The following is a 17,460-nucleotide window of genomic DNA, read 5'->3' as shown; positions in this document are numbered from 1 at the left end:
AATGCGAGACAGTTCAAGCTTGATGGGAAACGGGATAGGGCCTATCCACGTGCGTTAAAAATGAGTAAAAACAAGTATCCCATTAAGTCTAAGAAAAATGCCGTTCACACTAAGTGAACGGCATTAACCATTAAGGTTGCTTATTGACTCATAGTAAGTCGAGGGGGACCGCGCTAGAAGTCCCAGGGAGAATGATGAACACAAGAAAACGAATTCTATTGTTCACTATGTTTGAGTGCTGGCGAATAGAGAAGTTCAATCATGATCTCAATATTTTTAAATTAATTTTTTTGTGATTGATTCGATAGCACTTTTAATTTTCAGATGGCGCCTCACCACGATAAATCACATTAGCTTGTTTCATTGGAGCTAGCCACTTTAGTATTGCAGCGCTGCAGGTTTGGTCAGGATAGCAATAACACAATGAAAATATTAACGCGTATACGTCATTGCACTATCGGCTTTTTTACAATCCAGTTATAGTGGCGGCCTAGATCCAAGGGAGATAACATTTTGATTGAAAATCAGCAACACCAGGACACTAATGAGACTTTTGTAGGCGATTTCTCTGATTGGATCCAGACGCTGACCTTGCTTGATGGAGAAGAGCAAGCGAAATGCTTTGCTGACATGTTAGCTGAGGCTGAACCCGGTTTTATTGCGATGGCTCTGGAGTCATTACCCCGTGAACAGCGCTTTGAACGTTGGCAGCAGGTGGAAGGGCTCGAACGTGTCGCCGTACTCAGTATGATGCGCTCCGATCCCCGCTTAAGTATATTAAGTCTGTTAGAAGCTGATGACATTGATATTCTGTTTGCCATGCTCTCGCCTGAAGAGCTTATTGATTGGAGTGATAGTCTGCCAGAGTCGCTGGTTGACCGAGCGCTGCAGCAAATGGGGGATCGTCAACGAGAGCGTTATGCGCTGTTTGATCAATTTGACGAGACCCAAGTGGGTCGTTATGCCGATCACCGGATGCTGGTATTGAGTGAAACTTCCAATGTGGCTCAAGCACAACGTTTTTTTAGAAGGATAGCCCTCGATTGCGGTGATAATGTGTTTATTACCGATAACGATGATAAATACTTAGGGACAGTATCACGGCATTTGATTTTTAAGTCAGATCCTGAGGCGCCATTATTGTCATTAATCGATGACGACAAACCTGTGTTATCTGCTGATAGCGGTTTATTTGATGCCGCTGAATATTTGCAACACAGTAACGAAACTGAAATGCCGATTTTAGCCGACGATGGTCAATTACTCGGACGTTTGAGTTTGCGCACCGCCACTGAAATTATTCGTGAACATTTAGAGTCACAATTAATGGCCGGTGCCGGTTTAAAAGAAGATAGCGACTTGTTTGCTCCTGTGCTCAAAAGCGCTCAACGCCGGGCAGTGTGGTTAGGCATCAACTTGCTGACGGCCTTTTTAGCATCCGCTACCATTAGTTTATTTGAACCTGTGTTGGCGCAAGTGGTTGCCCTTGCAGTCTTAATGCCGGTGGTGGCGTCGATGGGAGGCATCGCGGGTAGTCAATCATTAACCTTGATGATCCGTGGCATGGCGATGGGACAAGTGTCGCGCGGTAACTTATGGCCACTGATGCGCAATGAGTTAGGCATTAGCGTGGTTAACGGGATTGTATGGTCGGTGGTGATTGCATTTGTCGCCGCATGGTGGTTTACCGACCCATCGCTTGGGATCATCATTGGTTGTGCCATCATGGTTAACTTACTCGCCGCCGCGGCTTCAGGAGTATTGATCCCGATGATTTTGGATAAATTCAATCAAGATGCTGCGCTGTCAGGGTCGGTGATCTTAACGACGGTAACCGATGTGATTGGCTTCTTAAGTTTCCTAGGGCTTGCCACTTGGGTATATCTTTAATCGTTAATCGAGTTTTTGCAGCAATGGCGGAGTAGTTTTGCTAGACTCTGCCATCATTTTTTTCGGCCCAGTGTAGCTACGAGTTCGCCATGTCAATTTCACATCAATATACCTACATTGAAACCCAGGATCCTGAGTTGATCCGTCAAGCTGCTGCATTGATTGATCAACGTGATGATAATGCTCATCCACTGGATCACGACAGTTTTTGTCGCTCTCGAGCCGTCATTGTGGCACTGAAAACCGACGGTAGTCTCGTCGGATGTGCTGCGATCAAAGAAGGCGCGGGCGATGTGGCTGAAATGGGCTATTTAGTGGTTCATCCAGACTACCGCCGCCAAGGGATTGCTCAACGCTTGACTCAAGAACGAGTCAGGCGAGCACGGGCCGTTGGGGTTAAATTATTGTGGGCGACGGTGCGTGATGAAAATCAAGCGAGTAAGGCAAATTTACTAAAAGCCGGTTGGACATTTTGGCATAGTTTCTACAGTGTTCGCGGCACGGGCAATATTATTGATTGGTTTTACATGCCCTTGATGGACGACGTGGATGTAGACACTATGATGCAAACGTTGGTGGGTAGCAGGGTGATGTTTAGATAAGGTTGCGTCAATATTGCCAGTGGGTTGTATTTGCTGTTTTTGTTGCATTTTTGCGATGTGAGTGACTTAACATCAGGTAAAATCTTGGTTCTCAAAACATTGGAACTTATGGATTTTATGACTCATTTCAACAAGTCGCTGCTGTTATTAGCGGCCATGACGCTGCCGGCTTCTGCGGCAGAATTCAATCTAGGTTTGAATGACGATGTCGTTTCGGCAGAGCTAACCACCAAGATTGCCTATAACGCCAATGCGGGTATTAATTATATCTACTCGGATAACAATGGCCATTTATTGCAAGTGGCCAGTCATCTGACGCATGATGCCGGTGCCCACCATTTGGAGTTTGGGGTGCAGTATTCGCAGTTGTGGTCTGATCTCAGTCCCAATGGCGGGGTCTTGGCGATTGGTGGACGTTATGCCATTGATTTAGGATCAAAGTTGTCATGGCATGCCGCGGGCTACTATACGCCTTCGGTATTGGCGTTTGGTAAGCTTGACGGTCATTATGAAGGCGACACTAAAATTCAATTTGATTTAACGCCAACGATGGGATTCTATGCGGGCTATCGTTATATTCATTTTGAATACGACCATGCCAAAGACACCACATTTGACTCAGGCTTTTATTTAGGGATGAAAGCCAGATTCTAATCGACATAATAAAGGCCAGTGACACTGGCCTTTATTGTTGCTCGGACTATCAACGACTGATAGCGAGATAATCAATCCTGTCCACTAGTATTTAGTGATGGTGATTTTTTTGGTATGCCCCAATCTCCATATCATCAAAATAGCGTTTTTTTGACGCTCTTTGTCTGGGCTTAATCTTTTTTTGTTTTGCTTTGCCGCCTTGTTCCCAAGGTGCTAGCTCATCAAAGTCTTTGTACTGAGACATATTCCTATCCCAAAAAAATGCACGATTGCAGTGGTATTTTTTACCGATTTTGAGACAACTTGAAAGTGATATATTTTGACGCTGAGTGCCAATATATTTCACTGAACTAGCCTCAAAAGTGGCATGACACTTGAGGCTGTTCCTCAGGACTGGGCTTACTGGCGGCGCATGCGACAAACAAACATGCCATCGCTGTCAGCCTCATACGGCCAGACCGTGAGCATGGTGGTCGATTCCCCGGTAAAAGGGTGGATAATGGTTTCGGGGCTGAACTCGGGGTGGGCGGCCAAAAAGGCGTTAACGACCTGTTCATTTTCAGCGTTTGCCAACGAGCAAGTCGCATAAACTAATACGCCACCAGGCTTAACCGCATGACTGCTTCTACTCAAAATATCGAGTTGTAACGCGGGCTTTTGTTCGACCACATCAGTCGCATCTAGCCAGCGCATATCGGGGTTGCGTCGCCACGTGCCGGTGCAACTACAAGGAGCATCGACTAATACGCCGTCAAAGGCTTGGGCCTCAACGGGCAAGGCTTCTGAGCGCCAGCGGGCGAGGGTGATTTGAGTATAGCCGGCGCGTTTGGCGCGCTTAAGTAATTCATCGAGCGCATGCTGACGAATATCCGAGGCGACAATGTGACCACGGCCATGACCTTGAGCCTGCATTAAGGCTCGGAGCTGCAAGCTTTTTCCGCCAGCGCCACTGCAGGCATCCCACCAAGTGTCATTCGGGCTTGGCGCGCAAATCTGCCCAATGACCTGAGAGGCTAAATCTTGAATTTCAATTTTGCCGTTTTGATACAAGGACACTTGATTAAAGTTAATACTTTTATGGCCAAGGCTCAGGGCGTCACTGAAGTATGGGCTGGGCTTGGCATCAATGTCGAGCGCTTGAAGTTCCGTTACGATGGCACTGACGGGCAATCCTTGTGCGCGGGCCCATATGGGCGGCCGAGATGACATCGCGGCGATTAACGCGAGCTGTTGGTCGGCGCGGGGGGTTGTGACTTGCCAAAACCATGATGGCAGTAGCAGATCTAAGCTGAAATTTAACTCAGGGAAGTGCTGCTGCAATTGTTGGCTTTTTTGTTGAATCTCCACACCATCAAGCGCTGGCCATTGAGGTAATTCCCCCAATTCGTGCCAAGCATCGATGATATCTTGCCAGCCGTGTTGTTCCAGCAAGGCGCAGCCACTCAGTTGACGAAACCACTGCGGCGTTAAGGGTTGATCTTTGCCGATAATGTCAGCGGCAGAAAGTTGTGCCAGCCAGCCCCACCAACGAAACAAACCGAATAAGGTTTCACGAATAATGCGTCTGTCTTTTGAACCGTGTTTTTTATGATCGCGAAAGTATTGTCCAATAACACGATCTGCCGGTTGCTTGGTATCGTTAATCGTGGCAAACAAGTGTGAAATCGTGGTCGCATAACTATAAGCGCGCTTATGCGAATGATTGATTTGCGCGGGGATGATGCCGTTTTCAGGGGGAGTTGGATTGCCCATAAATTGCCCAGTAAGATTGATTCAAGTGATGTATATCACTGACAAGTGTAATGAGAGACAATGGTAACATTATCGCGAAAAAAGCTCATCATGATCCCAATGTTTAGTCGGTCAATGGTGGGAGGTTGCTCATTGGTTGTCCTGCGGGTTGGTGTCGTGGCTGCTATGGTGCTGCCGATACCATTGCCAAGCCTCATGAGTTTCCCCTTGATAGAGGCAATAACCCATACTGCTGCCGTTTTGATTATCGATAATATATTGTCCACCTTGGTTCACACAAAAGACGGCTGCCGGATTCGCTAGACCCATGGTTTGCGCTGGGGGTGGCGCTTGGGTTGGTGCGCAACCATTGAGGAGTAAACTGCTTAGTCCAAGCAATACAATGAGGCGAGAGTGTATCATGTCATCTCCTTGCCGATGATCTTGGCTCAGTTGGGGATGAGCTGAGAATATGTTGAAAAATATCTTTGGTAAAAAATACAATTAAGTTTTTAGATGCTAATGCTTTTTAACCAATATTGCTTAGATAAAACGTCAGATGAATCGCAATTAATGGGGATGTTTGTGCCGCCATTGGCTGAGATCGGATATAATTTTGTTTTATTGTGTTTGTTTGAGGTTTTATCCATGTCTGCTTTGCCAAATTGCCCTAAGTGCAACTCTGAATACACCTATTTTGATGGCAGTCTATTTGCTTGCCCTGAATGCGGTCATGAGTGGCTAGAAGGGGCTGAAACAGAAGCCGCTGATGATGAAAAAGTATACAAGGATGCTAACGGTGCTATCTTGCAAGATGGCGACACAGTGACTGTGATTAAAGATTTAAAACTGAAAGGTTCTTCTTTAGTGGTAAAAGTGGGTACTAAAGTAAAGAATATTCGTTTAGTCGATAGCGACCATGATATCGATTGTAAAATCGATGGCTTTGGTGCTATGAAGTTGAAATCAGAATTCGTTAAGAAAGTCTGATAATCAAACGGGTCAAGCTTGACCCGTTTTTTTTCATCTTTTTAGCTGAATTACTTCAATAAGTTGGCCAACTGCTGCGGAATGGCCTCAATACTCGCGGCATCATGTCCGATACTAATGCTCCGATAACCATCGCCTTTAAAGGCTCTATCGAGCTCAATCAAGACGTGAGTGACTGTTTTCTCAGGAACAAACGATAATTCAACTTCCCGTATCCCCAATAAACTTGTGCGTCCAGGTCGGTACTCTAATTCTTGGTAACACCCTGAATTTGAACGGAATTGGCGAGTATTTAAAAAACCTTTTTCAACATCAGCTTTGTGTAACTGATAGCCGGCATGGCGCATGGCTTGCATAAACGCGGTGACGACGTCATTGGGATAAATGTAGAGCGGATCTTTATCGCTAGCATCAATCGCCATGTCAATATTTAAGCCGGTGGCTAGCCATACCTGACATTGATTAAAGCGGGTGTCGAGTTGTGTGATCGGTGTTTCTGGATGCAGTACCAGCTCAAACGGAATGCGGCGTTGTTGTTGCGGAGCGATGGTGAAACTGTCGCTAATATGCCAATTTTGGAGCATGTGATTGACAAAATTATCGCCGTTTTCGCCTTCCACTTTAACCTTAGTCATTAAGGCTAAATCCAGTCCGGAAATCGCTTGTTCAACATTCCCACCGACCACTAAAATCTCGCCGCTAAATGCTTGGCCAGGCAGTAAATGTTCTGTATGCAGTAAGGTATCTACTTTGGCCGATCCTATGCCTATCGACGCCAATAATTTTTTAAACATCTCAGACTCCTTGGTTTAATTTGACTCAGACTAATCAAATGTTGAGTTGGAGGCTAGTGTTTACCAATAAATTTTTTGATAATTCTCAATTGATTGGCGATTTTGGCGGGCAATAACACCACCCAAGGGAATGGGTGGTGTCGACCATTACTGACGAGCTAATCTGTGATTGTCGATTACGTGTTCAAAGTCACTGCGATAAGGATTGATATCTAAGCCTCCGCGACGAGTGTAACGGGCATAGACGGTTAATTTTGAGCACTGACAGAAATGTTTTAGATCCATAAAAATACGTTCGACGCATTGTTCATGGAACTCATTGTGCTGACGGAAAGAGATCAAATAGCGTAAGAGTTTCTCACTATCGATTTTCGCGCCTTGATAGCGGATCATCACGCTGCCCCAATCCGGCTGTGAGGTGATTAAGCAATTAGATTTTAATAAGTTAGATGTTAGAGTCTCGGCAACCACTTGCTTATCATCTGTGCTATTTTCTAAATATTCAGGCTTAAAGCTGTAATCGTTGACGTCAATGTCGAGTTCATCAATGCAGTGACCCGGTAACTCAACAATGCGCTGATGGTTAAAATGCTTTGGCTCAATGATCGATACTTTCACGTCTTTACCAGCACACTGGCTTAAATCGGTCACTAAGCACTGTTGTAACGCGTCTACTGAGTCAAATCGAGTTTGGTTTAAGCTATTTAAATAGAGTTTAAATGACTTGGACTCCACTAAGTTTGGGCTGTCAACTGGCAGTGCGAACTCAGCAATTGCCACCATAGGTTTCCCCTTGGCGTTGAGCCAAGAGAGCTCATAACCCGTCCATAGGTCGACACCAGTAAAGGGCAGGGTTGAGGTTAAGCCGATGGCGCTGCGGTTCAGTGCCCGCGGCACCCCTTGCAATAACTCAGGGGCATATTGGTCCTTGTACGTAGTCGCTTGACCTAAAGTCAATCCGGCGAGTTCCTTTGCGCCGTGATAAGGGTCGTTATGTCGTGTCATTCACTGGTATCCGTGTCAAAATATCCCCAAAGTATACTGCAAATTAGGAATGACTTCAGTGTCCTGCGATATCCAATTAAATGATTTTTTAACAAGATATATTCACAGTTACCAAGAGCAGCTTGGTGAGCTACCTAGGTGCTACCCGCAGGGGATGGTATCTGAGTGTTTGCGTGACCCCTTGGCTGAGGACGATATCAGCATGCAGTGGCAATGGGTCTCACGTTCAAGCGTCGCGGATTTTACCAATATTGAATTGGCTTTAGGTATCAAGTTTTGGCCGGATATGGTGAGTTTTTACGGCAAGATCTATGCTGGCACCTTGTATTTTCACAGCGAGCAAGGCGTTGGCGAACTGCTGCAAACTTGGAATGATGACGACTTAGACATACTGCAAAAAAATCTGATTGGCCACATTATGATGAAGCAGAAACTTAAGCAGCCACTCACATGGTTTATTGGCCTATTAGCCGATGGCGATCGGATGATCACCGTGAATAATCAAGACGGTAGTGTCTGGACTGAAGTGCCAGGTCATGAGCAAGAACAACGATTAGCGGCCAGTCTAGGTGAATACTTACAGCTATTAACCCCGAGGGTTTGTTTACCTGAAGTGCCGGTGGTTGAAGCAATGCCTGAGAGGTCACATCCAGGCATTATTCAGCGACTAAAAATCATGTGGCGTCATTTAACCGGGCAAAAATAACGCATGATGACTATTGATGATCCCAAGATAAGTTAGACACGATACGGCAATCATCACAGCGAAAATGAAACATATCTAATAAGGGTTCGCTTAAGGCCCAGGCATGATTCCCGCAGCGAGGACATGGACGGTCTCGCTCAGATTGCTTATCACTGCCACCGACTCGATACAGATAGTAGTAGGTCGGAATTTTGGTTAAATATTCTACTCGGCCCCGTAAGTCCCAACCTCGCCGAAATAAATCACTACCAGTGTCTGTCATCTCATGCAATGCGGCAAATTCTGCTGCTGTCGCGGCGGCCATTTGTAATTCATCACAGGCTTGCCATTCCGTCTGCCAGCGAATAAGACGTTTATGATCGCCATTAAACGTGGCGGGCAAACGATAAAGTGGGATGGGGCGCAGATCATCACCGCTCCGTATCGGTGAGCACATATGGACATAACTGGTATATAACACCTGCCAACTAGGCGTTGCTAAAGTGGATTCTTCTGAGTTGATATCTTGGCCAATCACTTTAGTGCGTGGTGCCAGAATTTTAGCCTCAGTTAATTGCGCTAATGCTTGTTTTACCCAAGGACTGTTAAAACGATAATTAAGGCTATCTTGCTCTGGCAATAATAATCTCACCCGAAATTCACCGTCATTAAAGGCGATGGCAAATTCACGCCCTAGCACTTGGCCATTGGCGCGATAGGCTTCTAACAAACCATTGATACTGCGTTCTACTGCCGTGAAACTGGTGTCAGCAAAGCATTCAAATCTGAGTTCTACCACAAACATTATTGTTGCTGCTCCAACTGGCTCACACGGCGGTGAAGGGCGTCGATGGTGGTTTGCATCTCTTGCTGTTGAGAGCGCAAATACGCTAACTGTTGCTCAAGACTGAGAGTGTCGCTGGCGGGGGCCTGCGGTGCGAGCAAAGGTTGCGCCTGGCTTAATCGCTGTTGGCGCTCTTGCGCATTAAGTTGTTTAAATGCTTGCAACCCTTGCACAAGGATGGGCATCGGTAATTTAACTTTGCTTTTAATTAGGGCTAGGGTGGGGGTTTTTCCGGCCTGCGCTAATTGGCAGGCTTGATTGATTACTACCTCAATTTGACTCATCGCATGTCGCTTTTTATTAAAAAACTCAATGACGGTGAGTGTATTGTATTGCGCGCCTTAGGTATAGATAGGTACCGCCATTAGGCGCTAGATGTTGCCCCAAGGGAGACTATTTTTGTAATCGGGTCGCGAGTTGATCAACCAGTTCACTCCAATGACTATCGGCGCTGATAGCCTCTTGAAGAAAGGCTTGCTGAGAGGGTGTCCAAAAACTGGCATCACAAATAGATTCTTTAATATCAAGCGAATGAGTGGCGATAAACTGTTCGATGTCTTGTGCTGCGGGAGCCAAGCCTAATTGTTCAAATAAATGACTTAAATTAGCAATGGTGGTGTCCATATCAACCTCGACGTTTAGCTAAGCATATAAAAGGGGTTAAACCTCTAGAGGGTAGCAGAGATTGGCACCAGTCGAAGACAAATAGCACAATCACGAATCAAGTAAACATTTTGTTAACATTAATGCTCGGCCTTGCTAGAGTATGTGAAACGTAAGGAGGGCATATGGCATTAACAACTGAAAACCAATACCGCGCCGTCTATTTAACCGCGGATGATTTGCGTATTGCCGCGTCAATTTTATATACAGCCTACCATGATGATCTGGTGTTTAAAGACGCACTCTATTGTGGTGATGATCACTTATATGAGCAAAAGCTGCGGGGGGCTATCCGCGAGGAACTCAATGAATTGTGGCAACAAGAGCAAACATTAGTGGGCTTGTTTGATGATGATCGCTTAGTGGGCGTCGCTTGTGTGGTTAATTCAGCTGCCGCGGTTGGCCAGAGTCGATATTGGCATTGGCGCTTAAAAATGCTGTTAAGTACCGGATGGCAATCGACCCAAAAATGGGTCCAAAAAGAGCGTTCTATCCAAGAGCATTTGCCGAGTGGCCATAGTGGTATTTTACAATTTTTGGCGATATCTCCTAGTGAGCAAGGTAAACACCTAGGCGGGAAATTAATCGATGCCATCACGCATTGGTGTGACGAGCAACCAGAATTAGAGGGGATTGGTGTATTTGTCACCAACGAACATCATTTGGCATTATTTCATCAATATCAATTTAAGCATTTATCTGATTTAGTTATAGGTAATGTCAGTGGGGAGTTATTATTTTATGGCAACACCAACAACTGAAACTAAGTCGTATCAGAGCTTTGCTGAATTTTATCCATTTTATTTGTCGCAACATCAAGTGGTTACCTGCCGTGTGCTGCATTTTTGTGGCACCTTGTCAGTCTTGATTTTGCTGCTTGGATTAGTCGTTAGTGGTCAATGGCAATGGGCCTGGCTATTGCCTCTTTTAGGATATGGTCCTGCCTGGGTTGGTCATTTCTTCTTTGAGAATAATCGCCCCGCCACCTTCAAATATCCCCTGTATAGCTTGCTCGGCGATCTGGTCATGTTCTGGCAACTGGCCAGTGGCAAAATCTCATTTAAATAAGCAATTATTAGTGTGACAGCAGTCACGCCACTCACCTTGTGCGAGATCTCTTACGTTGGTGTAATCCAATGACCACGATCAATTCATGATAAAAATTTAATCCCTTTAATAACATGGCGTTACGGATTGCCATTTCATGGAGTGGTTATATTTACTCTGTTTGGATGTTTTTTGGGCGCATTTTCGATCCGACTTACTTTATACTTTTGGGGTAGGCGCAGGATAGCTTAAACAGATAAATAAGTTATGGATTGGTTTAGGCGCTATTGCTGTGTGATGGATGTCACGCCATTTGGAGTGTTGTTTCAGGAAGAAACAAAGACAGGACGTCGTTAATTGCAATAGTGTTATATCAAGGATAGCGGGTAGGATACCCACATTAAGACAGACTGGATGGTCTTAACACTTGTAGGGCAAATAAAAACTAGTATCAGGATGACTGAGAAGCCCGCAGGATGCTTGAAGCAGCAAGTGATGCTTATGGATGAGATAAGGATACTAGCTTAACGCTAGCACTTCACTCATGGAAGGATGAAGTCGCAAGGATGAATGTGTACGCACATGGATTTTATGGACAGTAGGGATACAGGCTGGATGCCGAACGTTCGCATGGATGGAGCAGGGAGCATAAATTAGCTGGATGGCTGACAAAGAGAAAATAAAAAAGGTGCAGAAATGCACCTTTTTTATTGCCCCAAATATTAACAATTGTTTAACCTGCCAACTTTTTTGTAAGATATATCTCACAAGCATGTAAGTATTTCTTCTTTTTAATTGCTAAATTTAGGCATGGGCAAATATTTTTTAATTTTTAATCAATGATTTATCTTGATGCTGTGGCTAGTGGCGGGGTTGGCACTTAATAAAATATAAAAAACATCCTTTTTATCTGGTGTGGATGCAGTAAAATTTTAAGTGTCGAGAGATTGATGACAACAAACCCACAGGATGGTGAGTTTGCTGCTATCGAGACAAGGATATTTTTTGATGACATTGTTTGATGTCATTAAAAATAGCAAGATTAAAAGGCAAGGTAGCTGCCAAGGATGATTGCAGTCAGGATGACTGTTTACTAGGAAGGTAAAAAGGAGCCAACTATTACAGGAAGTAATAGTGCTGCAGCCCAGGATGGGATTGGACACGCTCAGGAAAGAGCAGGCCCGAAAATGGAAATGACGGTAGTAAGGGAATACGTCTGAAAAGACAAGGAAAACGACAGCAGTCCAAGGATGATGCAGGAGCACAACGTTCGCATGGATGGAGCAGGGAGCACAATATAGCAGGATAGGCTATCACAAGGTGTACCGGGCGCGGCTTTGCCGCGCCCTTCTTGTATCTGCGTTTAGCGACAACGACCTGAGCTGCAATTACCTTTACTGGCGCCACCGCCGCAACTGCCACCAATACTCCCTTTTGCCGTTGGCGCTTGATGCCACTCGGGTTCGGGAAAGATTGGCCATTGAATTTTGGTCACACGCTTACCATGCATCCAAATATGCGCGCGGAATTGATTAATGCCGTCGGTGCTAAATTCTAACAAATACTTGGTTTTCCAACAGAGTCCACTATGACCGCCGATACTCGGCCGGGCGCTTTCTTGAGCAAAAGCCAGTAATTGGACATTCTGTTTTTGACATTCTTTGTCTGCAAATAACCTCGCTTGTTCGGCCATTTGTCGCAATTGCCAAAAAAAGGCGGCAATCACAGCTACCGCTAACATTAATAATACGTCTGTCATCATGATGTGGTCGCCTGAAACAGGCCGCCAATTGCGGCAGATAAGGTTGCACTTCGATTCGGATCTCGTAATGCTGATAAACAACACGAGCGCAACTCGGGAATGGCAACAATATCAGCAAAGATATGATTAAAAAAGCTTTGCTCATGGGTTGCTAGAGCTTCTAAGTAAATACTGCGGATCGCGTCTTGTTTTAATACCCGCCAGTTTCGAGCTGCAATGCTGATTAATAGCGCTTGAGTTAAGCCTGATTGCTGATGAATGTCGACAATGGCTCTCGAGCTGAATTCGCACGATGATGCCATGGCCTGCAGAAAATAGGTTGGCTGTTGGGGATGAGCTAGCAAGTTTGACCACAACATTGCTAGGATGTCATTGTCGAGTGAGAGATGCTCTAAGCATTGACACAATGCAATTTTAACTTCCAATGGGCTATTGTCTAATCCGTTTAAAATTAATTGCTTATGCTGCGGATCTTGCAAGCGCACGCAAATATCAACCAAGCCTTGTAAACCCAATTGGTGCCACTGCTCTGACGGGATCTCTTGTTGTAAATAACGCTTAGCCAGCGGATATTGATTCGAGGTGTTTAGTGCTAACTGTTGGCGCACTAAACCGTTAAAGACGGCCAATTTGGTTTCACTGGGTTTAAAGCTAAAGGGGTGATTAGCCAGTCGGTCTTGCTGCTCTTGGCTAAGCTCTGTATTAGGGTTTTGGCCGAAGGCTTCAGCCACCATGTGTAAAAACTGCTGAGTGGCGGCGCCGCTTAATAAGCCTCGTTCATCCAAGGGAATTTTTAAAAACCAAATATAGTGTTGGGCACAATCATTCCAAAACACCATCGCAAATTGAGCATGGCCTTGAATTGGGTAAGGGTAAGGGCAGCGCTGTTGTTCGATTTGCTCAAAGGCCATCATATCGATATGTTGCACCCGACGACCAAGATCATAGACTTGAAACTGGGTGCTCGCCGCTTTAAAAAATTGCCCTAAACTGGTGATATCTTGCATACTTGGCTCATCTTAACGTGATTACTGGCGGCATTATATGTCATGCCAGTGCCAATGTTATACCCAAACGAGCATCTTCCATTGGCTTAGATCTATATCCAGCCCACCACAATGTTATATCCTATGACCATTAAGTTTGCTTTAGCCTCAGGAAAAGTATGTTACCCGTCCACACCGTGACGTATTTACAGCAATTACAAGCCTTACTGACTGATGTGGGCTTGTGGCAGCAGCAACCAATTGAGGCCTCGGCTTTGGCCAGTTCTGCCCCATTTGCTTGTGATACTATGACGTTTGCCCAATGGCTGCAGTTTATTTTTGTGCCAAGAATGAATCTCTTGATTGAACAAGGACAAGGATTGCCTGGCACTATGGCGTTGGCGCCAATGGCTGAGCATCTTTGGCAAGGCCAAGACGATAAACAAGCGCTAATCGCGTTTTTACAACAATTTGATGAGTATTTGTCATGACAATCCACGCGGTCTCAGACTGTGAACTGCCAGTATCAGCCGAGTGTCACACTGGCGCTGATGACATGGCCCCAGAAATTCGAGTTCTGTATGAAGATGAACATTTAGTCGCGATCCATAAACCTGCCGGTCTATTGGTCCATCGCAGTTACTTAGCCCGGCGTGAAATCTATTTTGCCATGCAAATGACGCGGGATCTGGTGGGCTGTCATGTGTTTCCTGTTCATCGATTAGATAGGCCAACCTCAGGGGTTTTATTATTTGCCAAAAGCAGTGAGGTGGCGAGGCAGTTGTGTGATCAATTCGCTTTGCATCAGGTGAATAAAACTTACCTCGCCTTGGTGCGCGGTAATATGCATGAGGCGGCAACGCTGGATTATCCCCTGAAAGAGGAGCTGGATAAGGTCGCCGATAAATTTGCCAATTCCGAGGGGGAGTATAAGGCCGCGATTACTCATTATCAGCCTTTACTCAATGCTGAGATCCCGTTTCAATCTGATCGCTATCCGAGCAGTCGTTATGCCTTAGTGTCGTTAACGCCACAAACGGGAAGAAAGCATCAATTACGTCGACATATGGCACATTTACGCCATCCGATTGTGGGTGACACCACGCACGGTGATGGTAAACAAAATCGATTTTTTAGAGAGCATTTTCAGCATAATAGGTTATGGTTGATTGCAAAGCGCTTAGATTTTATTCATCCTGTAACTCAAGAGGCGATGTCTATTAGTACTGAGTTAGAAGCCGAATGGCAGCCTATCTTTAGCGGATTGGGCTGGGGTGAGATTAATGTGACATTGGACCCAAGCATGTAACTTGCGTAAGCGATGACTAACAAGGAAGCGAGCCATGAAAGTGAATATAGTCTTTGGCACGGTGTATGGCAGTGCTCAAGCGGTTGCCGAGCAATTGACTGCTCAGATACAGCAGGCAGGGGTTGAGGTGGAGCTAAGAGAGCATTCACAATTATCTGGCTGGTTGCCACCGGCAGAGCAAGTGTTGCTGGTGGTGAGTTCGACCACAGGCCAAGGCGATGTGCCCGATGATATCGCCCCTTGGTTTCAGGCGTTAAAACAGCAAGCCCCGTATTTACCGGCGGTGTATTATGCCGTGGTGGCCTTGGGGGATTCAAGTTACGAACACTTTTGTGGTGCGGGGCGGCAGTTTGATGAGTTATTAGCGGAGCTTGGTGCTAAGTCCCTGCTAACCCGATTGCAATTAGATGCCACCGAGACCATGAGTCCTGAGCAGGATGCTAGCGCATGGTTACCGAAATTTTTAGCGGCAATCAGCTCTCGTTAGCCATAAAAAGGTAAGCTTAGGCTTACCTTTTTTGGTTGGACTGTCCCGTCCTGAAATAGGTTTACCCATTGGAGTGTTCGTCCCACAATTCTGGACAAACTTCTTCTAAGGTAACGGCCTTTTGCGATATTGTCCCGAATTGTCTGGGCTCGTTCCGGGTTTCAACACCAGGAACAGCGATCACCGGCTGGGACACGCTCACTGTCCCTCGATGTCCTGCGCCGTCCTGTCTTGTCCTATGGGTACCGAGGTGATGCAGGCACAGTGTCATGACCACAGACACGACTTCCAGGGCACTGGCAATAATCAGAACAATGTAATCAGAGACGCTGGCCAACTGACTGCCATCATCAACGGCGACGATATCATCAAGCAAGGTTTGAAGCTCGGCGTTCCGGGTGGAAATAAGCGACTGAGTGTTATTGGCGGCAGTGATGGAGTTGGCATCGAGTTGCTGACGCTGCAGTTGCTGCAAATCAGTGCTCTCCACCTGCAGCGCATCGACTTTATACTGAGCAATTTGGGCGGCCTTGGATGATTGCAGAGCGGATTCAACCCCACTCTGCAGAGAGAACACAGATGCAGTAACAGAGAGCAATATCAGCGCCTGGTGAATAGGTACATCTAGCGTTGAATCTAACTTTGCGACACTACCAATTAACTTCCTCCAAGCGCATAAAATTGAAAACACGCAGATAACAGATTAAACACCTCACAACGTGAGATTATTGTCACGTTTTTCTTGTTCACGGATTGACCACATTCAGCGCTCGCCTGTATAAACCTTGAACAATAAAAACACGGAGTGTTGATATGAAAAAAAGCTGCCTGACCGCGGTATCGTTGGCGCTGCTTACCCTACCGGCCTTTGCTTCTTCCCAGTCCAGTATGCCGCTTAGCGGCAGCTTTCGCGTCAATGAGCAAGGCGCCGCCACCTACACACTTCCAATTGACGCACCCGCAGCCAGAGGCGGTATCCAACCATCTGTTGAACTCAGTTACACCTCTGGCGGCGGAGAGAGCATCATGGGAGTGGGTTGGGGATTGTCTGGCTTATCGGCCATCAGTCGCTGCCCCAAAACGATTGAACAGGACGGTTTACTTAACGGCGTAGAACTCACCAACAGTGACCGATACTGTTTGGATGGCAGCCGGTTGATGCTGGTGTCCGGCAGTCATGGGCAGAAAGGTGCACAGTACCGCAAAGAAGTCGACGATGCGTCCATAGTGACCGTGCTGGGGCAAGCGCAGGGAGGGGGGCCGGGCGCATTCATGGTGGAAACCAAATCCGGCGACACCTTCTACTACGGAGATATGAATGAGGTATCAGGCAAGCACTTCCCCAATGTGCAGGGCAATAGCGGGGATGACGGGTACCGCTCAGCACGGGTAAACAACCGTGATGTCATTTACCAGTGGAACCTCAAAGCCATTGAGGATCCGGTGGGTAACTACATCAGTTACCACTACCAGGCTACCGCCACAGAGCAGTACCTGAAAAGCATTGATTACGCCGGTCACAGTGACGGGCAACTGCCTTATCAACAAATCCACTTTGTCTATCAATCAGTATCCAACCCTAAATATGGGTTTGTCTACGGCAGCCCTGTCACCCTGACCCAGCGCTTACAAAAAGTGGAAGTACGACTAGATGATGCAGTAAGCAAAACCTGGCATTTAACTTACCGGGATGCGACCTCCGGCACACCACAAAACTACCTCGACCAGATTAAAGTATGTCTTGGCACAACTCAAACCGATTGCAGCACGCCGGTCTCATTTGAGTGGAGCCGCCCTGCGGCCACCACGGCTTCCGGCTCTCACACGCCATTCATGGCGAAAACAGCCTTGGGTATTCCATCTGGCAATAATGATACCGCCAAATTTTTCGACATGGACGGTGATGGCCGGACCGACATTGTGTATGTCCGCAATGGCCGCTGGTATAAGCGTACCGTCTCCGGTGGTGAAGCGAGTCTGACCACGACGGGAGCCAGCCAGTCAGCTTTCG

22 protein-coding genes are annotated in these 17,460 nt (G+C 46.3%); 11 read left to right on the top strand and 11 right to left on the bottom strand.

The annotated features are described in order from the left end of the window. The first annotated feature begins 513 nt into the window (after positions 1 to 513). From KU855_RS17035 to KU855_RS17025, 3 genes are all read left to right on the top strand, one after another. Positions 514 to 1,890, top strand: a complete 1,377-nt coding sequence (locus KU855_RS17035) for a magnesium transporter (protein ID WP_371316388.1) — start codon at positions 514 to 516, stop codon at positions 1,888 to 1,890. 89 nt (positions 1,891 to 1,979) lie between these two features. Then, the gene (locus KU855_RS17030) at positions 1,980 to 2,492 is read left to right on the top strand and encodes a GNAT family N-acetyltransferase (protein ID WP_218531947.1); all 513 of its coding nucleotides are present in this window, start codon (positions 1,980 to 1,982) and stop codon (positions 2,490 to 2,492) included. Positions 2,493 to 2,609: 117 nt separating this feature from the next. Continuing rightward, positions 2,610 to 3,146, top strand: a complete 537-nt coding sequence (locus KU855_RS17025; RefSeq protein WP_218531945.1) for a YfaZ family outer membrane protein — start codon at positions 2,610 to 2,612, stop codon at positions 3,144 to 3,146. 91 nt (positions 3,147 to 3,237) lie between these two features. Here KU855_RS17025 and KU855_RS17020 read toward each other — a convergent pair whose 3' ends face one another. The 3 genes from KU855_RS17020 to KU855_RS17010 form a co-directional block, all read right to left on the bottom strand. Then, on the bottom strand, positions 3,238 to 3,492 hold the full coding sequence (locus KU855_RS17020) for a hypothetical protein (protein ID WP_218531943.1): 255 nt from the start codon (positions 3,490 to 3,492) through the stop codon (positions 3,238 to 3,240). Between the two features lie 53 nt (positions 3,493 to 3,545). Then, on the bottom strand, positions 3,546 to 4,898 hold the full coding sequence (locus KU855_RS17015; RefSeq protein WP_218531940.1) for an RsmB/NOP family class I SAM-dependent RNA methyltransferase: 1,353 nt from the start codon (positions 4,896 to 4,898) through the stop codon (positions 3,546 to 3,548). Positions 4,899 to 5,027: 129 nt separating this feature from the next. Then, positions 5,028 to 5,300 (bottom strand): DUF333 domain-containing protein, encoded by a 273-nt coding sequence (locus KU855_RS17010; protein WP_218531937.1) that lies wholly within the window; start codon positions 5,298 to 5,300, stop codon positions 5,028 to 5,030. A 225-nt stretch (positions 5,301 to 5,525) separates the two neighbouring features. Between KU855_RS17010 and KU855_RS17005 the strand changes: the two genes are divergently transcribed. Beyond that, positions 5,526 to 5,867 (top strand): zinc ribbon domain-containing protein YjdM, encoded by a 342-nt coding sequence (locus tag KU855_RS17005; RefSeq protein ID WP_218531948.1) that lies wholly within the window; start codon positions 5,526 to 5,528, stop codon positions 5,865 to 5,867. 50 nt (positions 5,868 to 5,917) lie between these two features. On the opposite strand, the gene KU855_RS17000 is transcribed toward KU855_RS17005, so the two are convergent. Together KU855_RS17000 and queF are read right to left on the bottom strand one after the other, a co-directional pair. Next, entirely contained in the window at positions 5,918 to 6,661 is a 744-nt protein-coding gene (locus KU855_RS17000; RefSeq protein WP_218531936.1) for a sporulation protein, read from the bottom strand. A 147-nt stretch (positions 6,662 to 6,808) separates the two neighbouring features. Beyond that, positions 6,809 to 7,666 (bottom strand): NADPH-dependent 7-cyano-7-deazaguanine reductase QueF, encoded by an 858-nt coding sequence (gene queF, locus KU855_RS16995; protein WP_218531934.1) that lies wholly within the window; start codon positions 7,664 to 7,666, stop codon positions 6,809 to 6,811. A gap of 49 nt (positions 7,667 to 7,715) precedes the next feature. Here queF and syd point away from each other — a divergent pair, with 49 nt between their 5' ends. After that, complete coding sequence (gene syd, locus KU855_RS16990; protein ID WP_218531927.1) at positions 7,716 to 8,372, top strand: SecY-interacting protein; 657 nt, start codon at positions 7,716 to 7,718, stop codon at positions 8,370 to 8,372. Positions 8,373 to 8,382: 10 nt separating this feature from the next. On the opposite strand, the gene KU855_RS16985 is transcribed toward syd, so the two are convergent. The 3 genes from KU855_RS16985 to KU855_RS16975 form a co-directional block, all read right to left on the bottom strand. Beyond that, complete coding sequence (locus KU855_RS16985; RefSeq protein ID WP_218531925.1) at positions 8,383 to 9,156, bottom strand: Zn-ribbon-containing protein; 774 nt, start codon at positions 9,154 to 9,156, stop codon at positions 8,383 to 8,385. Next, complete coding sequence (locus KU855_RS16980) at positions 9,156 to 9,479, bottom strand: hypothetical protein (protein ID WP_218531923.1); 324 nt, start codon at positions 9,477 to 9,479, stop codon at positions 9,156 to 9,158. Before KU855_RS16980 ends, KU855_RS16985 begins: the two co-directional genes overlap by 1 nt. A 109-nt stretch (positions 9,480 to 9,588) precedes the next feature. Next, complete coding sequence (locus KU855_RS16975; RefSeq protein WP_218531921.1) at positions 9,589 to 9,819, bottom strand: DUF2789 family protein; 231 nt, start codon at positions 9,817 to 9,819, stop codon at positions 9,589 to 9,591. A 164-nt stretch (positions 9,820 to 9,983) separates the two neighbouring features. Here KU855_RS16975 and KU855_RS16970 point away from each other — a divergent pair, with 164 nt between their 5' ends. After that, positions 9,984 to 10,619 carry a GNAT family N-acetyltransferase gene (locus KU855_RS16970; RefSeq protein WP_218531919.1) on the top strand — a complete coding sequence of 212 codons (636 nt, stop codon included), beginning with the start codon at positions 9,984 to 9,986 and terminating at the stop codon, positions 10,617 to 10,619. Next, complete coding sequence (locus tag KU855_RS16965; RefSeq protein WP_218531913.1) at positions 10,600 to 10,926, top strand: DUF962 domain-containing protein; 327 nt, start codon at positions 10,600 to 10,602, stop codon at positions 10,924 to 10,926. The genes KU855_RS16970 and KU855_RS16965 overlap by 20 nt, the downstream gene beginning before the upstream one ends. A 1,342-nt stretch (positions 10,927 to 12,268) precedes the next feature. Here the strand turns inward: KU855_RS16965 and KU855_RS16960 are convergent. Together KU855_RS16960 and KU855_RS16955 are read right to left on the bottom strand one after the other, a co-directional pair. Then, on the bottom strand, positions 12,269 to 12,667 hold the full coding sequence (locus tag KU855_RS16960; protein WP_218531911.1) for a DUF3301 domain-containing protein: 399 nt from the start codon (positions 12,665 to 12,667) through the stop codon (positions 12,269 to 12,271). Further along, a complete protein-coding gene (locus tag KU855_RS16955; protein ID WP_218531910.1) occupies positions 12,664 to 13,674 on the bottom strand; it encodes a DUF3549 family protein in 1,011 nt (336 codons plus the stop codon). The genes KU855_RS16960 and KU855_RS16955 overlap by 4 nt, the downstream gene beginning before the upstream one ends. 158 nt (positions 13,675 to 13,832) lie before the next feature. Here KU855_RS16955 and KU855_RS16950 point away from each other — a divergent pair, with 158 nt between their 5' ends. The 3 genes from KU855_RS16950 (at position 13,833) to KU855_RS16940 (ending at position 15,449) form a co-directional block, all read left to right on the top strand. Then, entirely contained in the window at positions 13,833 to 14,144 is a 312-nt protein-coding gene (locus tag KU855_RS16950; RefSeq protein WP_218531909.1) for a YqcC family protein, read from the top strand. Between the two features lie 65 nt (positions 14,145 to 14,209). Then, complete coding sequence (gene truC, locus KU855_RS16945; RefSeq protein ID WP_256261101.1) at positions 14,210 to 14,962, top strand: tRNA pseudouridine(65) synthase TruC; 753 nt, start codon at positions 14,210 to 14,212, stop codon at positions 14,960 to 14,962. A 34-nt stretch (positions 14,963 to 14,996) separates the two neighbouring features. Then, entirely contained in the window at positions 14,997 to 15,449 is a 453-nt protein-coding gene (locus KU855_RS16940; protein ID WP_218531906.1) for a flavodoxin, read from the top strand. A gap of 61 nt (positions 15,450 to 15,510) precedes the next feature. Here KU855_RS16940 and KU855_RS16935 read toward each other — a convergent pair whose 3' ends face one another. Then, on the bottom strand, positions 15,511 to 16,047 hold the full coding sequence (locus tag KU855_RS16935; protein WP_218531904.1) for a hypothetical protein: 537 nt from the start codon (positions 16,045 to 16,047) through the stop codon (positions 15,511 to 15,513). Positions 16,048 to 16,262: 215 nt separating this feature from the next. Here KU855_RS16935 and KU855_RS16930 point away from each other — a divergent pair. Further along, positions 16,263 to 17,460, top strand: a 1,198-nt coding sequence (locus KU855_RS16930) for a SpvB/TcaC N-terminal domain-containing protein (protein WP_218531903.1), incomplete at its 3' end; no start/stop codon positions are given.

Origin of the sequence: Shewanella sp. NIFS-20-20 (assembly GCF_019209865.1) — a bacterium.
In the GTDB taxonomy this organism is placed as follows: domain Bacteria; phylum Pseudomonadota; class Gammaproteobacteria; order Enterobacterales; family Shewanellaceae; genus Shewanella.
This window is presented reverse-complemented; position numbering and strand designations above follow the sequence as displayed.